This is a genomic window from Lacticaseibacillus jixiensis, from assembly GCF_042847315.1.
GTDB lineage: Bacteria > Bacillota > Bacilli > Lactobacillales > Lactobacillaceae > Lacticaseibacillus > Lacticaseibacillus jixiensis.
In genome coordinates, this window is record NZ_BAAFPR010000018.1 from 1 (window position 1) to 17,332 (window position 17,332).

Here is a 17,332-nt window from a genome sequence, read left to right on the forward strand (position 1 = left end):
GTCCAACTTGATACGAACAATCTCGGGTTGATCTTCGTCCATATAAATACCTCACCATTCTTATGATGAGGTCATGATACCGCTTGGCAATTGAGAGGGATAGGCGGTCTGTTATTAGGTGCTTACATTTCTTTGCACCTTTTTGCATAATAAATCCCCCTAAGGATAACTAAACACAAAAAGCCAGAAAAGAATCGATCAGATTCTTTTCTGGCTTTCGTTAGTCTGAAAAGATTTGGTCCCTAATTAAACAATTAAATTGTTATGATTAGGCGCGCTTCTTCAAAGAAGTACCGGCCAAACCGAACAATGCGCCCATGACTGCGACAACACCGACAGCAGTAGCAGCAGTGTTGTTGTTGTCACCAGTTGCTGGGTAAGTTGCAGCCTTAGCAGCAGCAGTCTTAGTAGCGGCAGCCTTAGTGGTTGCAGCAGTCTTAGTTGCAGTAGTCTTAGCAGCAGTCTTCACAGTCTTAGCAGCAGCTGAGGAAGCAGCGCTGGATGCAGCAGAGCTAGTAGTGGAAGAAGCGGTGCTGGATGCAGTGGAGCTTGCAGTAGAAGAAGCAGTGCTGGAGGCAGTAGATGAAGCAGTGCTACCAGTGGAAGTGTTGGTGTCTGTAGTATCAGTAGTTGGTTCGCCCTTGGCTTCCATTTCAGCCTTGAGTGCAGCAATCTGATCAGCATACATCTTTGCTTCGAACTTCAAGCCTTGAGCGTTAGCATTTGCATACTTAGCTTCAAGATCCTTAAGTGTGTTAAGGTCCTTTTGTGCTTCGAACTGCGCAACAGTCAAGCCAAGTTGGCTAGCTTGGTATTCGTCAGTGTTAGTGATCATCTTGCCAGGCTTGGAGCCAGTATCAGGCTTTTGAGCGTAACCGTTAGAAGTGCTGGATGCAGTGCTGGTAGCAGTGGAAGAAGCACCGCTAGTTGCAGTAGAACCAGTGCTGATCTTAGTGCCATCAGTGTTGTAGCCAAGGGCAGCTAACTTCTCAGCGACTTGCTTAGCCATGCTCTGTTCCATCTGGTTCGCAGCTTTAGAGTATCGTGCGTACTCATCAACCAAGCCTTGAACTTCCTTGGACGTAGCATCGTTAGCGGTCTTAGTTTGGCCAGCGGCTGCATTGTGGGCATCTGAGCCGAACGAACCACCAACTTGGCCGTTGTTAACTGCAGTGCTTGCACCAGTAGTAGGAGCGGCAGAGCTAGTTGCTGTAGTGGTAGCAGCGGCTGCGTTGTGGGCATCCTTACCAAAGGAACCAGCGACTTGGCCATTGTTAACAGCGGTGCTTGCACCAGTAGTAGGAGCGGCAGAGCTAGATGCTGTAGTGGTAGCAGCGGCTGCGTTGTGGGCATCCTTACCAAAGGAACCAGCAACTTGGCCATTGTTAACAGCAGTGCTTGCAGCAGATGATGCAGGTGTAGTAGTTTTTGCAGTACCAGCGGTTTCGCCAGCTAATACTGAAGCTTGATAATCAGTCGTACGGAGTGTAGCAGCGGAAACATCTTTGTTACCAAAAGCAGCTACTGAGAACAAGCTGGCTGCAGCTACCCCAGCTACGAATAATGTTTATGAGTCTTATGAGTCATTTGGAATCCCCCTCAGGATATAATAGTTTGAAGGAGGCTAATTATGTATTTGTAACTAGCCATCACATCTAAGTTGATTATATGGCATCAGCCATACTTCGTCAAAGAAATATTCATCACTCGCGCGGCAAGATCGCAATTGCAAAACTTTTCCAGCAAACAATTAGTTGAATTAATTGTTTAATACATGATACGGTATGTCATTGTTTACAGAAATGGTTTTCACACATTTCTGAGAATTTTTCTATCTTGATTCCTAAGCCCCGATGCTTAACGTAATATTGCTGCCTCCTGTGCTTGAAAACTGTGTAGAAAGTTAGGCTCATATGTATCGATTGTAACGATCAATTTGTAAGAAAATATATTCATCTTTGTGCCTATGTTCGATTATTACAAACAGATTAATTTGTGACATGGATACTATGGTTGTACACAACACAATTGCTTGACAGCGCGTTTTCCCCGCTATGCTGTGTGAATTGCATACATACTGGCCTATTTGTTCCCGCTTGCGATGATAATTGTTATCTCATTTATGATTGTTAACGTCTGTCTGAAGGCTAAAGTGTTATCGTGTTTACCGACACATCATGTTCAAACGAAAAAAACTGACGCCGAGGATCACCCTCTTCGTCAGTTCTTCACTTTAAGTGCAGATTTAGTCTTGCTGCGGATTGATGACCAATTCCTTCCATCGGTTCCAAACCGCTTCTTGAGAGAAGTCTTTAGCGCGGGCGTAAGCACCCTTAGACAAGTTCGCTAAGCGCGTCTTAGAAGTGAATGTCTTCACCAGCATTTTCGTCAGTCCTTCAACATCGCCGTAAGGAACGATTTCGCCTGACTTGCCAGCTTGAATCAACTCTGCAGGTCCGTAATTCGTATTGTAACTGATGGTTGGTACGCCATGGGACGCAGCTTCAAGAATTGCCAGTGGTGCGCCTTCGTGGCGACTGGATAACAGCATCACTTGCGCATCGTCGTATACCTCACCGATGTTGTCTGAGTATCCCATAAAGTGCACAACATCTTCCAGATCTTGCTCTTTGACGATTTGCTTGGCCAGTTTCTCATCACGATAGTCGGTATTACCATCGCCATAACCATAAATATCCATGGTCAACCAATCCAGCTTGTCATGCGCGGCTTTGAATGCCCAAATCGCGTCGTCAACGTGTTTCTCCCAATACAATCGGGCCACCATGATAATTTTGCCTTTCGTGCGATCAGGTTCCAACACTACGGGCTTAGCTAATTGCTCATCAGGGATCACGCCAACTGGAATGCCGTGAATTGGCACGGTGGTCTTGAGCCGCTTGCGCATATCTGAGGCTTGCTGTTCAGTTGGCGTGATCACCATGTCAGTGCGGCTCAACAATTCGGTTTCGCCAATCGACGGGTACGTCAGTGGTGAATGCATCGGATCATGGAAGTCTTGGAAGTGGATATTATGAAAGTGCTCGAGTTTCCGCGCCGGTGTGGTCATATTGATCATTGGCCGATTCGTCACATCCGAGCGATCAGAGATGAATGTATCGCCGCCAGCATTCAATTCATCCAGAAATACCTTATACATCTGGTCGGGGTTCATCAAGCACCATTCTCGGCCGTCTGCACGACGCAGGCGATAAGCCGTCGCAACGATGCCGTCGCCGCGCTTGCGGTAGGTAATTTCCACGCCGACGCGACCGGTACTGGAATAGAAATTCTCCAATGCAACGTAATTGCGAGACACGTCATCATCTGTGGCGAAGAACTGACTGAAGCCTTTGAAGCCGCGGGTATCATAATAATCCCGGCGAACCAGTTGATGATCACCGTCATAGATGTCAGCGTAATCAATCCGTCCGCCTTTGTGCATAATACTCATCACTTCGCGCTCGGTATTATAACAATGCGTGGTAGTGCCTTGGGCATCTAACCGCAACTCAGGGGCGATATCTTCATCAGCCAAGTGCTTCTCTGGCACATCCGTGTTGTCACAGAAGAAATCATACAAATTCACATAATGCTTGTAATCAAGATGGTTAACTGCCAGGTTATCACTGGCCTCGCGCGTATAGACGCTGGTCACGATTTTGGCGTCGACCCCGTGCAACAAGAAATTTGCCAGGCGCTTGAACTCCGCGTGCTCGATCCCAGAACAATACCGGGGAATAAATGCGTTGAGAAAATAATACATGTCTAGTCTCCTTAAGATGTAGTGGGCGACTCCCTCGACAACGATCAAGCTTGCGGTAACCTCAGCCTAAAGAAATCGTTCTCGGCACCCTATCGTTCGATTATAGGAGGATATCAAGCGGAATACAATTCGGATTCGCATGGGTATGCCTAAATCTCGCCGAAAAAAGCGCTGAGACAATTGTCTCAGCGCCATCAATGCTTGCAGTATGGTGTCGGTTTTGTAACGTGCTACCCACGGCACGTCAGTAATTGGGGGATTAACTCGCGGTAAAATCTTGCCGTAAGTTGAATGTTCATCCAAATCAAACTTCATAAGACTGAACACATTTGTGCAATAAATCAAGCAACTGCTCCAAGCACGACTAAAGATTATCACGATTTGACATGACTGTCAATTTCATGTGCGAGGCTGATTGAAGTGATCTGCATTAAACTTAATCCGTCTTTGGCTCATAGAAGCGGCCCATGATCTTCACTGAATCGGTGATCGACACAAACGCGTATGGGTCGCTGGCCTTCATTGCTGCTTCAAAGTCGTACATTTCCGCACGGGAGATGATCGTAAACAGGATCGTTTTTTCTTCGTGGCGGAAGGCCCCTTCTGCATCGTGGACAATGGTGATGCCGCGACGCAAGGTGTTCTGGATTTCGTTGATCACGTTCTTGGGGTGCTCGGTGACGATCATCACTTGCAGGCGCTGCTGGCGCGTGTAGACGGAATCGAGGATCTTGCCGTTGATGAAGATGGCCAAAGCCGAGTACAGCGCATGCGGCCAATCGTTGACGAAGCCGGCGAAGAACAAGATCACGACGTTGACGGCAATGTTGACGGTACCGATGGTGGTGCCTGTCTTCTTGCGCATCACAATGCCGATGATGTCCAAGCCCCCAGTGGAGATGTTGTTGCGTAAGGCAAACCCGGTGCCCAACCCGTTAACGACCGCCCCGAAGATCCCGCTGACGATCGGGTCTGAAGTCAATGGCTTAATGATCCCCAGCCAGCGGATCGACACGGAACTAAAGATGACTGCCAAGAACGTGAAGATGGTGAAGCGGTGGCCAATTTTGCGCCAGGCTAACACGAATAACGGCACATTCAATAGAAACAACAGCGTCCCGGTGTTCAACAAGTCGGTGCTGCGCCAGCCCATAAACGGCAGCGGGAAGTCGAACCACTTGCGTACGACAGTGGCCAGCAACTGTGCCGCGCCGGTGACGCCGGAAGCAAAGACCCCTGCCGGTTCCCAGAACATATTCATGGCGATGCCGACACAGATGGCGTAGAAGATGGCGGCGGTAAAGCGGCTCCAGTTCTGGTGACGGCGAATCAGCCGATCGATTTCATGCATGTGTAATTGCGATCCTTTCTGCAAGTCAATGCTAGTAGTATAGCATTATTTCTGAAAGCCAGGACGGCCAATTTCTGCTTCCAAGTAATAAGAATGCCCCACCAACTGGTGAGGCATTGCTTATTAGTCAAATAATGATGCGTACTCGCCATAACCTTGTGCCGCCAATTCTGCTTTAGGCACGAAGCGTAAAGCAGCGGCGTTGATGCAATAACGCAGGCCGCCTTGCGCTGCTGGCCCGTCGGTGAAGACGTGGCCGAGATGGCTGTCGGCGTTCTTGGAGCGCACCTCAACGCGTTCCATGCCAAATCTTTGATCGCGGTGCTCTTGCAACTTGGCCACTGGCTTGGTGAAGCTCGGCCAGCCGCAACCCGCGTCGTATTTATCGCGACTGGAGAACAGCGGCTCGCCAGACACCACATCAACATACAGCCCTTCTTGCCAGAAATCATCATAGATGCCAGAGAACGGCCGCTCGGTGGCCCCATCTTGGGTCACGGCGAATTGTTCCGCCGTCAAGCGCTTGCGTAAATCGTCCATGTTTTCACCTTCCTTACTTTAAGTATACTAAACCCCGCCGCTTAACACAAAATAAGCGCCTTGCCAACGTCTGGGTGGACTAAGCGCAACGCGTAAACAGCTGAATCAATGTTCTATAGCACGACAAATACACGATTGGGTCTTTACCCATCGTGGAATTTCGTCGCGGCAGGCTATTTATTTCTGATCTTGCTGCCTGCCGATCGTTATTCAATTAAGTACCCAGCCTTCGTAAGCCTACTCCAGCTGAGGTGGTCGTGATACGGTCCTGTTGTACGCCCTGGCATTGCCCGTGGACTAGGTGACCGGGCTTCATAGCGCGCGCTCTGGGGGAACAGGCCACACTCCTGAGCAGAACTCATTCGTGCCAGACCGGCCTGTTTCGGGGTTTGGGGTACAGACAAGCTTGGCCTTCGTTCGTCTCCTCTCCCCTATGCGGTTGAGCAAGTATAAGATAACATGGTCGCAAGATTAATGCAAGCGTTTTTCTAACATTTTACAATCTTTACAAAGCAATCGCGTAGATCCCGGGTTTTGCAGATCAATCACCTGCTTGCGCGAAGCACTGCAGCACGCAAATGCGCCCATTCAACGCAGATGTGCTGAATGGGCGCATAGTTGATCAATTACGCTTACGACGGAACAAGGTGGCACCAATCAAGGACACAAGGCCCATCCCCAACATTGCCAGAACGTTCTGCGACTCGCCTGTGGCTGGTAAGCTGCGGCGTGTTGCGGCTTGCTTGGCTGCGCGGCGTGAGCCAACGGATTGCGTCTGCTTGGTTAACTTGGCAGCCGGCTGTGCTGGTTGTGCTGACAGTGCTGGCTGGTCGCTTGGGCTTGGCGCTTGAGTCGGCGTTGCAGTGTCACCAACGTTAGTGTCTGGCAAGCTGTGACGATCCGGCGTGGATGCTGGCGTGGTTTCACCATTGGTGTTCGTCGAGGTTGTGGTCTGTTCGCCGTTGGTGTCCGGCGGCGTGGTTTGACCGTTGGTGTTATTCGGTGTTGTGCTTTCGCCTCCATTGTTGTTTGGCGTAGCTGTTTCGCTGCCGTTGTTGTCTGGTGGTGTTGTTTGACCACCGTTGTTGTCTGGCGGCGTCGTTTCGCCACCGTTGTTGTCTGGCGGCGTCGTTTCGCCACCGTTGTTGTCTGGCGGCGTCGTTTCGCCACCGTTGTTGTCTGGCGGCGTCGTTTCGCCACCGTTGTTGTCTGGCGGTGTGGTTTGACCGCTGTTGTTGTCTGGCGGAGTCGTCTCGCCGCCGTTGTTGTCTGGCGGAGTTGTTTGACCGCCGTTGTTGTCCGGTGGAGTCGTCTCGCCGCCGTTGTTGTCTGGTGGAGTCGTCTCGCCACCATTATTGTCTGGAGGTGTGGTTTCGCCGCCGTTGTTGTCTGGCGGAGTTGTTTGACCGCCGTTGTTGTCTGGCGGTGTGGTTTCGCCGCCATTATTATCTGGCGGTGTCGTTTCGCCGCCGTTGTTGTCTGGCGGAGTTGTTTGACCGCCGTTGTTGTCTGGCGGTGTGGTTTCGCCGCCATTGTTGTCTGGCGGAGTTGTTTCACCGCCGTTGTTGCTTGGCTGATCACGAACATAAATCACGGTGTACTCAAGATCATCATCACCAAACGAAACAGTCTGTTTGCTGGTGGCAGCAGCTGGACTTGATTCGACGTGGTAACCTGCGATGATTGGATCATTTTGATAGCCAAGGGTCGCAGATTCTGGGCCATACGTAACGGCGCCATCAACCGCGTCGGTCAATGCTGTGAAGTTCGCGTGATCGGTGAAATCGGCTGCTAGTTGGATACCATTTTGATCGACGTAGTGCACTGTTTTGGTGACAGTGTCTAACGCTTGTGTTGGCGTGTTGCGGTTGTAGACCACGGTATATTCCAGGTCCGCGTCGCCGTAGTGTACAGTTTGGCTGCTGGTTGCGCCAGCTGGGCTGGTGACTTTCGTGAAGCCGGCAAAAGTCGGATCAGCTTGATAGCCAAGGGTGGCGCTGGCCGGGCCGTATTGCGTTGTGTCGGTGACAGCATCGTGCAATGCGGTGAAGTTGGCGTGATCAGTGAAATCGGCGGCCAATTGGTTGCCGTCTTGATCGACGTAGTGCACCGTTTTGGTCACGGTGGCTTGCGTTTGGGTGGTGGCGTTCTTGGTGTAAACGACATCGTACGTCGTGTCCGGATCGCCGAATTTGACAGTTTGGTCGGTGACCGCCGCTTGCGGAGTCGACTTCAGCGTGTAGCCTGGGATCTCCGGGTTCGCTTGATGGCCGAGGGTCGCAGTCTTTGGTGTGTAGGTCGCTTCCTTGGTGATCGTGTCAGTCACCTTGTTTAAGGTCACTTTGTCAGTGAAAGCAGCGGTGAGTGAATGGCCGGTTTCATCGACATAGCGCACCGTCTTGGTGATGGTGTCTTTGGTGGTCGTCGTTGGGTTCTTGGTGTAAACGACATTGTACGTCTGATCTGGATCGCCGAATTTAACGGTTTGATCAGTCGTGGCCTCAGTCGGAATGGTTTGGGCAGTGTAGCCTTTGACCGTTGGCACGTCTTGATGGCCAAGCAGCGCAGTTTCTGGACCGTACTCGGCGGTGCCAGTTGTGGCATCATGCAATTGCGTGAAGTTAGCATGAGCCGTGAAGTCCGGCGCTAAAGTCTGCCCATCTTCGTCGACATAGTGCACCGTCTTGGTGACTGTGTCTAACGTCGTGGTGGCTGGGTTCTTGGTGTAAACCACGGTGTATTCTTCGTTCTTTGCCCCATAACTAACCGTTTGATCAGTGGTAGCTTCTGCTGGGTTTTGCGTGATGGTGTAGCCCTTGAACTCTGGATTATCTTGATGGCCAAGGGTCGCAGTTTCTGGCGCGTACTGGCTCGCATTCGTCTTCTGATCATGCAGCTCAGTAAAGTTGGCGTGGGCAGTGAAGTCTGGCGCCAGCGTCTTGCCGTATTGGTCAACGTAATGCACGGTCTTGGTGACTGTGTTTAGTGTCATGGTGGTTGGGTTCTTGGTGTAGACCACGGTGTATTCTTCATTCTTTGCACCATAACTAACCGTTTGATCAGTGGCGGCTTCTGCCGGGTTTTGCGTGATGGTGTAACCCTCGAACTCTGGATTATCTTGATGGCCAAGGGTCGCAGTTTCTGGCGCGTACTGGCTCGTATTCGCCTTCTCATCATGCAGCTCAGTGAAGTTGGCGTGCGCGGTGAAGTCTGGTGCTAGCGACTTGCCGTATTGGTCAACGTAATGCACCGTCTTGGTGACTGTGTTTAGTGTCATGGTGGTTGGGTTCTTGGTGTAGACCACGGTGTATTCTTCGTTCTTTGCACCATAACTAACCGTTTGATCAGTGGTGGCTTCTGCCGGGTTTTGCGTGATAGTGTAGCCCTCGAACTCTGGATTATCTTGATGGCCAAGGGTCGCAGTTTCTGGCGCATATTGGCTCGCATTCGTCTTCTGATCATGCAGCTCAGTAAAGTTGGCGTGGGCAGTGAAGTCTGGCGCCAGCGTCTTGCCGTATTGGTCAACGTAATGCACGGTCTTAGTGACTGTGCTTAGCGTCATGGTCGTTGGGTTCTTGGTGTAGACCACGGAAACATTGATGTCCTGATCACCATACTTGACGGTTTGCGCAGAAGTTGCTGCTTCAGGGCTGTTCGCAACTGAGTAGCCCGCAATTTCAGGGTTATCTTTGAAACCAAGTGTAGCAGTCCGTGGCGCAGAGTCCGTCGTACCGGCTACATCATCGACAACTTGAGTGAAGTTGGCATGTGCCGTAAATGCGGGTTTGAGTTCATTACCCTTCTCGTCAACGTATTTAACAGTCTTAGTGACTGTATCAAGTGACTGCTTGAGGCTGTTGGCTTTATAAACCAACGTTACTTCAATATTTTTGTCGCCATATTTAACAGTTTGATCAGTTGTAGCTTCTTTTGGAGTATTGGTCAACGTAAAGCCAGGAATTTCCAAGGTTTGGGCTTCTGGATGACCCAGCGTTGCCGTTTCCGGACCGTAGCTCGCGTCGCCAGTCTGCTTATCGACAACTTTGGTAAAGTTGGCTTGGGCCGTATAATCAGGCTTGAGCGTATCCCCTTTCTCGTCGACAAAATGAATCGTCTTCGTCACAGAATTCAGCGACTGGGTGAGGCTGTTTGCTTTATAAACCAACGTTACTTCAATGTTCTTGTCGCCATATTTAACGGTCTGGTCAGTTGTGGCTTCTTTTGGCGTATTGGTCAACGTATAGCCAGGAATTTCCAAGGTTTGGGCATCTGGATGACTCAGCGTTCCCGTTTCCGGACCATAGCTCACGTCGCCAGTCTGGTCATCGACAACTTTGGTGAAGTTGGCTTGGGCCGTATAGTCATCCTTGAGCGTATCGCCATTCTCGTCGACAAAATGAATTGTCTTCGTCACAGAATTCAGCGATTGGGTAAGGCTGTTGGCTTTATAAACCAAAGTCACTTCAATATTCTTGTCGCCATATTTAACAGTCTGGTCATCTGTAGCTTCTTTTGGCGTATTGGTCAACGTATAGCCAGGAATTTCCAAGGTTTGGGCATCTGGATGACCCAGCGTTGCCGTTTCCGGACCATAGCTCACGTCGCCAGTCTGGTCATCAACAACTTTGGTGAAGTTGGCTTGGGCCGTATAGTCAGGCTTGAGCGTATCACCATTCTCGTCGACAAAATGAATTGTCTTTGTCACAGAATTCAGCGATTGGGTGAGGCTGTTTGCTTTATAAACCAACGTTACTTCAATGTTCTTGTCGCCATATTTAACAGTTTGATCAGTTGTGGCTTCTTTTGGCGTGTTGGTCAACGTATAGCCAGGAATTTCCAAGGTTTGGGCATCTGGATGACTCAGCGTTGCCGTTTCCGGACCATAGCTCACGTCGCCAGTCTGGTCATCGACAACTTTGGTGAAGTTGGCTTGGGCCGTAAAGTCATCCTTGAGCTTATCACCATTCTCGTCGACGAAATGAATCGTCTTCGTCACAGAACTCAGCGACTGGGTGAGGCTGTTGGCTTTATAAACCAAAGTCACTTCAATATTCTTATCGCCATACTTAACGGTCTGATCAGTTGTGGCTTCTTTTGGCGTGTTGGTCAACGTATAGCCAGGAATTTCCAAGGTTTGGGCTTCTGGATGGCCCAGCGTTGCCGTTTCCGGACCATAGCTCACGTCGCCAGTCTGGTCATCGACAACTTTGGTGAAGTTGGCTTGGGCCGTATAGTCAGGCTTGAGCGTATCACCATTCTCGTCGACAAAATGAATTGTCTTCGTCACAGAATTCAGCGATTGAGTGAGGCTGTTGGCGGCATAAATCACAGTCACGTCAATATCCTTATCGCCAAAGCTGACAGTTGAATCACCGGTCGCATCAGCTGGATTTTTGATTACATGATAGCCGTCAACTGTCGGATTAGCCTGGCCAGGCAAAGTTGCAGGTGCTGGCACTCCAGTTTTTGGATCAACAGCATCGCTGACTTCTACTGATTTCGAGTAGTCATCTACAAGCTTGTCACCACCTTGATCGGTGTAATGCACAGTTTTCTTGATGGTTTGCGTGGTGACTGGTTCGTCTTTGGCGTAATTGTAGACGATCACATCCCCATCGAAGTCATATTGTGAAACTTGGCCGTCCACGGCAGTATTGTTTGGTATGTCGCCATAATTAGCATCGGAGTTCTCGATTTCGACTGCACCGGCAACATAATCTTTTGGAATCAGCGCCATATCGGTATCCGAAAGCTTCGGAACGTGCAAGGTGTCAACGCCGTCTTTTAGCACTTGCGTCAAGTCGTCCAAGGCAATGTTGTGCACGCCGTCAGCGTCGGTGTAGCGCAAAACCGCGGTGAGTGTTGAGGTGCTGGACATGCTGACGTTGGCACTGGTAGATTCGTTGTACGCCGCGCCGTTCATGAATGTCAACGCATCAAGTTTGGCCACTTTACCATTTTGCTTAACGAAATCATCTACCGTCCCAGTCAGCGTGATGCGGCCGGTGGAATCCCCGGCTGCGACCTTACCGAATGAAACATAAACCGCCCGCACACTGCTCCAATCACTGATCTGATCTTCCGTGACAAAATTCGTCAGATCTGGCGTCGTTTGGCCATCAGCCGGCGTATAGGTGCTGGTCGAATACATGATCTTCGGCGTGTATGCCACCCCTTTGCTTGACGTAGCCGGCACGGTGATCGGTTCGGTGAGATGATAAGTCGCCGTCGAGCCGCCTTGCCCTGCAGTGGCCAAGTTCAAGATCGTAGATGACCCTTCAATGCTGGTATTGCTGGAGTTGAGCAAGTTATAGTTGAAAATTACCGTACCATCGTCATGCACATCAGAGGTGGCGTCAACGACAGGATCAGGGTTTTGGTTACCTTGCGCAAGCGTGATGCCAGCTTGGACTTTAGCTGCGATAACACTCCAAGGCTGCTGCGCATCATCCATTTGAACCGCGTTAGCATCCCCGTCGGTTAATGACAGGTCAGTTACTTTCTTGGTCTGCTTCAAGGCGGTGTTGGGTGAAGTAATGTAGTAATCAACAGAAGATTCGCTTGCTGTTGAATCCAATGAATTCTCAAGGTTCAAGCCGTAAACGCCAGTTGTTGTGGTCGAAACACTTTCCCCAGTGCCGGTGAAATCCATTTTGACGCCAGTGCGTCCGTCGTCGGTGGTGTATTTGGTGATGACTGCCTTAGAGCCAGCCGGAATGAGATATCCGGCAACAGATGCATTGCTTGGCGCAATGAAATATACAATTGGCTCGAATAATTTATCAGTGGTCTGGCCGCTACCACCATTGGCTTTGATACTCATCGACCCTGACGGCTCACCGGGATTTTTGCTTGTCTGCTTAGTCCAACCAATGGTATTGCCGATCGGTGCAGCGATGGTTTCTATCCTAGAGCCGTTAGTTGTCGTGCTCTTGGCTAAACCATCATTGAAGGCAACTGAGAATGTTAGCTTATCGCCCACTTTGAGCGGTGTGCCATCAGCGTAAGTCTTGTCCACTGTGCCATACAGCAAGAAGCGTTCGCTCCAGTTTTCCGCGAGAACTGCGCGGATTGTGTACGCACCAGCATCTAAATGATTTGGTTTGAGCACCGCGGTAACGATCCCGCTGGTGTTTTTGGCTTCAATAGTGCCACCTGGGGCAACCGTGCCGGTTTCTTCACTGCCGTCTTTCATCTTCAACGTGTAGGCATAACTGGTGGTGCCAGGCATATAAATAAAATAGCCGCTGCCCGGATCTGGTACTTTGATGCCAGTTGCGGTGATGCCATCCGGCACGCTGAAGGTGAACGAGGAATTATTCAATGCGGCTGGTGCGTTCAGCGTAAAGTCCACGCTGGACAAGTATTTCGGATCATTGGTGACATCATCATCTACTAACAATACCTCCGTGGAAGTACTGCTGTTCCCATCGACACGCAGCTCGATTTCTGGTGAAATCTGCCCGGTGCCAGTGCCTGATAAATCATCTTGCCAAACTTTCCCAGTCCATGTCAGCGTCTTGCCATTGTCTAGCTTTTGTTCGAAAACAGCCGGCCCGTCAGCTTTGACGGTGGTGTCTTCTGCTGGCTGGGTTCCGGTATAAGCTCCAATCAAGAAATACGGATCGCTCCAGTTTTTGGTGCCACTACCTGGGCCGCCTTGGCCAGCCGGCACCGTGATAATAATATCGCCACTTGCGCCGTCTGGTTGGGTAATGGTCGTACCATCTTTGAACTGGTTGTATATATCGGTGGCCGCTTGATCCAACTGAAAACCCTTTGGCACTGGGATCGTGATTTTGGCACCAGCAGAATTTATCCACTTGGATACAGCTTGAACGTTCGTCGAATCAAGCACACCCGTGGATTCAGCAACATTGAATGCATACAAGACTTCGGTGCCGTTGACAAGCTTGGGAATCGCCGTCGTGGAAGGATGTTGCCGAACCGGAGTCGTTAAAGCAGCACTAGGCTGAATCGTTTGCGGCAATTCGATTGGGGTTTGTTCTTTGCCATTGACTGACCATTTGATTTGTAAATTCTTCGTACCGATATATTCAGCACTGATCGGGCGAATGATTGCAGAGTTTTGTGATTGATTATCCGCTAATTTCAAAGTCAAATCTTGGTTGATCGTCACCCCACCAGGTGCAGTAATGGTGTAAGTCGTGGTGCCGTCTGCATTCTTCACCGCCTTGCCAGTACCGACCCCTGCAGGCAGCGCTGCAAAATTATCCCAATTGAGGATCGGCGAATCTGTTGGCAGCGTAACTGATACAGTTTCATCACCAGACGTGGCCATGTTCAAAGTGACAACCAGAGTCTTTGCGCCGGAGTTGTAGCCGATCTTATCTGTGGATAGTGTAAGATTGACCTTCTTAGTGTCGTCCCAATGCACCAGCGGATTGTCGGCTTCCTTGTACTCAACTGCTGGTGCTTTGGTGTTGGCCGCGTCAGCGGATGCGGCTTTGTCGTCACTAGCCGTCGCGTCAGTGGCTGACTTTATTGCGTCATCAGCGGCTTTGGTTGCGTCATCTTCGGTTTGATCTGCGGCTTTGTCTGTTGCGGCAGCATTTGTGTCGCTTGCCACTGCATCAGTTTCCGCTGTTTTATCGTCACTAGCAGCTTTGGTTGCGTCATCGTCAGTTTGTGCTGCATCTTCAGCCGTAGCAGCCTTAGTATCGCTAGCCTTGGCAACGGATATCGCATCATCAGTGGTGGCGTTAGTTGCGTCGTCGCTCGTTTGGTCTGCAGCTTTTGCATCACTAGTCGCTGCATCAGTCGTTTGTTTGTCGTCATCAGTCGCTTTTGCGGCGTCTGCGCTGGTTTTTGCTGCATCTTCATCAGTTGCTTTGTCGTCGCTGGCAGTTTTGCTTGCATCTGCCTCAGTTTGCGCCGCAGCTTTCGCGTCGTCAGTTGTCGCTGCTGGCGTTTTGTCAGTTGCTGCCGCATCACTGGCTTTAGCGTCAGCTGCCGCAACCGTCACTTGCCCATCTTTCACCGTTTCTGCGGTGATGTTTTGCGCCGGATTGGCTGCTTGCAGCGCCGCCAACCCAGCTTTAGACAAGGTCACCGCATAAGTGCCGGCAGTGGTCTTGTCGACTTTGCTAAAGTCAAAATCTTCAAGCGTCCATTTGGGCGCTTGTTCGCCGGCGGTCATGGTGACTTTCGGAAAGGCAGCGGTTTCGCCAGACTTGATGGTTTGCGTGCCAATGGTCAACACCGTGGTCGGCGTAGGCACCAGCTTGGCGGCAGTGTTCGCAGCTGGTGCTTTAGTGGCAGCCGCATCGGTGGTCGCTTCAGTAGCGGCAGCAACGCTGTCAGGCTGTTGGGTCAACAACAAACCAGAGAACACGAAGGCCAACCCGGCTACTGTCCAGTTGCGGCCAACCTTATACATTTTGTAACGCTTCTTCTCGTCATATGTAGCTTGCAATAACTTCTTGTGTGCTTTGACCGGCATACGATCAACTCCTTACTCTACCCAAACAAATTTATTAATAGGGTCAGGATACCATCGTCACCAGTCTACTTGATGTCAACTTTTGTAAAATTCTTGTTCAAAATCTGGAATACACGAAATGTGGAATAACCGTGTGGCCGCTACTCACCCAGCAAAAACCTAATATACATTGTGTCAGTGACAAGTTCTCGTAATATTCCTTCTGATAAATAATCTTACACAAAAAACACCCTTGTACTGCATTCAGCAGTATAAGGGTGTCGATGGTTTATTCGTCGAACTGCGCATGCCCAACGCGGCGTGATCTAAGTGCGGGCTTGCGTGTAAGTCATGACGCCGCTTGGGCCAAGAACGCCCAAACGTCATCCTGCCTTACACTCCGCCCTAAACCCGCTTTGTTCCGCTCTGGGGTTATTCTTCTGGATCGTCGTCGTGTTCGTGTTCTGGATCGACCCCGGCCCGCACTTCGATACCCAAATCAGCCAATTGATTGTCAGCGACTGGGTATGGCGCTTTGGTCATTGGTTCGCTGGCTTTAGAGTTCTTCGGGAAGGCGATGACGTCGCGGATGTTGTCGCGACCGGCCAACAACATAGCGAAGCGATCCAAACCGATCGCCAAGCCGCCATGCGGTGGGAACCCGAAGTCTAACGCGTCTAGCAAGAAGCCGAATGCCTTTTGCGCGCGTTGCGGGGTGAAGCCCAAGGCGTGGAGCATTTTCTCTTGGATCTCGCGGGTGTGGATACGAATCGAGCCGCCGCCAAGTTCATAGCCGTTCAAGACGATGTCGTAACTTTGGGCGTGAGCCGCATGTGGGTCGGTGTCCAACAAGTGCACATCTTCTTCGTTAGGCATGGTGAAGGGATGGTGCGCTGGGACCCAGCGTTGGATACCTTCGTCGTATTCAAACAACGGCCAGTTGACTACCCAGCAGAAGGCAAATTGCGACTTGTCGATCAAGCCCAGTTCATCCCCGAGGTGTGAACGCAAGTAACCCAGCGATGCCGCTACGACTGCCGGTTGATCGGCGACGAATAAGATCAAGTCGCCGGCCTGCGCATTAAGCGCGCCAGTTAAAGCTGCGCCGTCGCCGAAGAACTTGCTGATAGGACCGCTGATGCCGTCGTCAGTCACCTTCAACCAAGCCAAGCCTTTGGCGCCAAAGCGCTTAATGTAGTCTTGCATGGCGTCGATCTTCTTGCGCGAATAGGCTGCTGCGGCTTGTGGTGCCACGATGGCGCGCACTTGGCCGCCGTTGGCCACGGCGTTGGTGAAGACTTTGAAATCAGAGTCCTTGACCAAATCAGACACATCTTGGATCTCCATGCCAAAGCGCAAGTCAGGCTTATCAGAGCCGTACTTGTCCATGGCGTCTTGCCACTGGATGCGCTTGAATGGCAGCTTCACGTCGACGCCTTTGACGTCTTTCATGACTTTGGCGATCAAGCCTTCGGTAAGGTCTTGGATCTCTTCGGCAGTCAAGAAGCTGGTTTCCATATCGATTTGGGTGAATTCCGGCTGACGATCGCCGCGCAAATCTTCATCACGGAAGCAGCGCGCGATTTGATAATAGCGATCAAAGCCCGCCCCCATTAACAACTGCTTGAACAATTGTGGGGATTGCGGCAGCGCGTAGAAGCTGCCTGGATACACGCGAGATGGCACCAAGTAATCGCGCGCGCCTTCAGGTGTCGATGCCGTAAGCGTTGGTGTTTCAATATCAATGAAGCCTTGTGCGTCAAAATACGCATGCGTAGCGGTCATGATCTTGGAGCGCATAATCAAGCCTTGTTGCATTTCTGGGCGGCGCAAGTCCATGTAGCGGTACTTGAGCTTGGTTTCTTCAGATACCGACACGCCGTCTTCAATGTAGAACGGCGGCGTTTTGGCTTTGTTTAACACGGTGATGGCAGAAATCGCCACTTCCACCTTGCCTGTTTTCATGTGCGGGTTAATGGCGTCATTGCTGCGGGCGCGCACCAAGCCGGTAACTTCCAGCACGTATTCGCTGCGCACCGCTTCAGCCACTGCCAAAGCATCAGCGTTGATCTCTTGTGAGAACACCAATTGCACGATGCCTGCGCGATCGCGCAAATCGATGAAGATCAAGTTGCCTAAGTCGCGGCGCTTCTGGACCCAGCCTTTCAGCGTAACGGTTTCGCCTAAATGGGCTTCCGTCACGTCGCCGGCATAATATGTTCGTTTAGCCATG

6 protein-coding genes are annotated in these 17,332 nt (G+C 50.8%); all 6 read right to left on the reverse strand.

All coding sequences use genetic code 11. From position 1 onward, the window contains the following. Nucleotides 1-268: 268 nt before the first annotated feature. Nucleotides 269-1,534, reverse strand: a complete 1,266-nt coding sequence (locus ACGG90_RS10825) for an LPXTG cell wall anchor domain-containing protein (RefSeq protein WP_390409331.1) — start codon at nt 1,532-1,534, stop codon at nt 269-271. Between the two features lie 711 nt (nt 1,535-2,245). Then, nucleotides 2,246-3,766: a glycosyltransferase gene (locus ACGG90_RS10830; protein WP_390409332.1), complete on the reverse strand. Its 1,521-nt coding sequence runs from the start codon at nt 3,764-3,766 to the stop codon at nt 2,246-2,248. 436 nt (nt 3,767-4,202) lie between these two features. Next, complete coding sequence (locus tag ACGG90_RS10835; RefSeq protein ID WP_390409334.1) at nt 4,203-5,117, reverse strand: YitT family protein; 915 nt, start codon at nt 5,115-5,117, stop codon at nt 4,203-4,205. 123 nt (nt 5,118-5,240) lie between these two features. After that, nucleotides 5,241-5,657, reverse strand: a complete 417-nt coding sequence (gene msrB, locus ACGG90_RS10840; RefSeq protein ID WP_390409335.1) for a peptide-methionine (R)-S-oxide reductase MsrB — start codon at nt 5,655-5,657, stop codon at nt 5,241-5,243. Nucleotides 5,658-6,279: 622 nt separating this feature from the next. Beyond that, nucleotides 6,280-15,120: a mucin-binding protein gene (locus tag ACGG90_RS10845; RefSeq protein WP_390409337.1), complete on the reverse strand. Its 8,841-nt coding sequence runs from the start codon at nt 15,118-15,120 to the stop codon at nt 6,280-6,282. 411 nt (nt 15,121-15,531) lie between these two features. Then, entirely contained in the window at nt 15,532-17,331 is a 1,800-nt protein-coding gene (gene aspS / locus ACGG90_RS10850) for an aspartate--tRNA ligase (RefSeq protein ID WP_390409339.1), read from the reverse strand. Between the last annotated feature and the right edge of the window lies 1 nt (nt 17,332).

What these genes read in the sequence shown, in the direction of transcription:
- ACGG90_RS10830 (WP_390409332.1), bottom strand. Translation starts at nt 3,766, where the DNA reads ATGTATTATTTTCTCAACGCATTTATTCCCCGGTATTGTTCTGGGATC.
- ACGG90_RS10835 (WP_390409334.1), bottom strand. Translation starts at nt 5,117, where the DNA reads ATGCATGAAATCGATCGGCTGATTCGCCGTCACCAGAACTGGAGCCGC.
- msrB (WP_390409335.1), bottom strand. Translation starts at nt 5,657, where the DNA reads ATGGACGATTTACGCAAGCGCTTGACGGCGGAACAATTCGCCGTGACC.
- ACGG90_RS10845 (WP_390409337.1), bottom strand. Translation starts at nt 15,120, where the DNA reads ATGCCGGTCAAAGCACACAAGAAGTTATTGCAAGCTACATATGACGAG.
- aspS (WP_390409339.1), bottom strand. Translation starts at nt 17,331, where the DNA reads ATGGCTAAACGAACATATTATGCCGGCGACGTGACGGAAGCCCATTTA.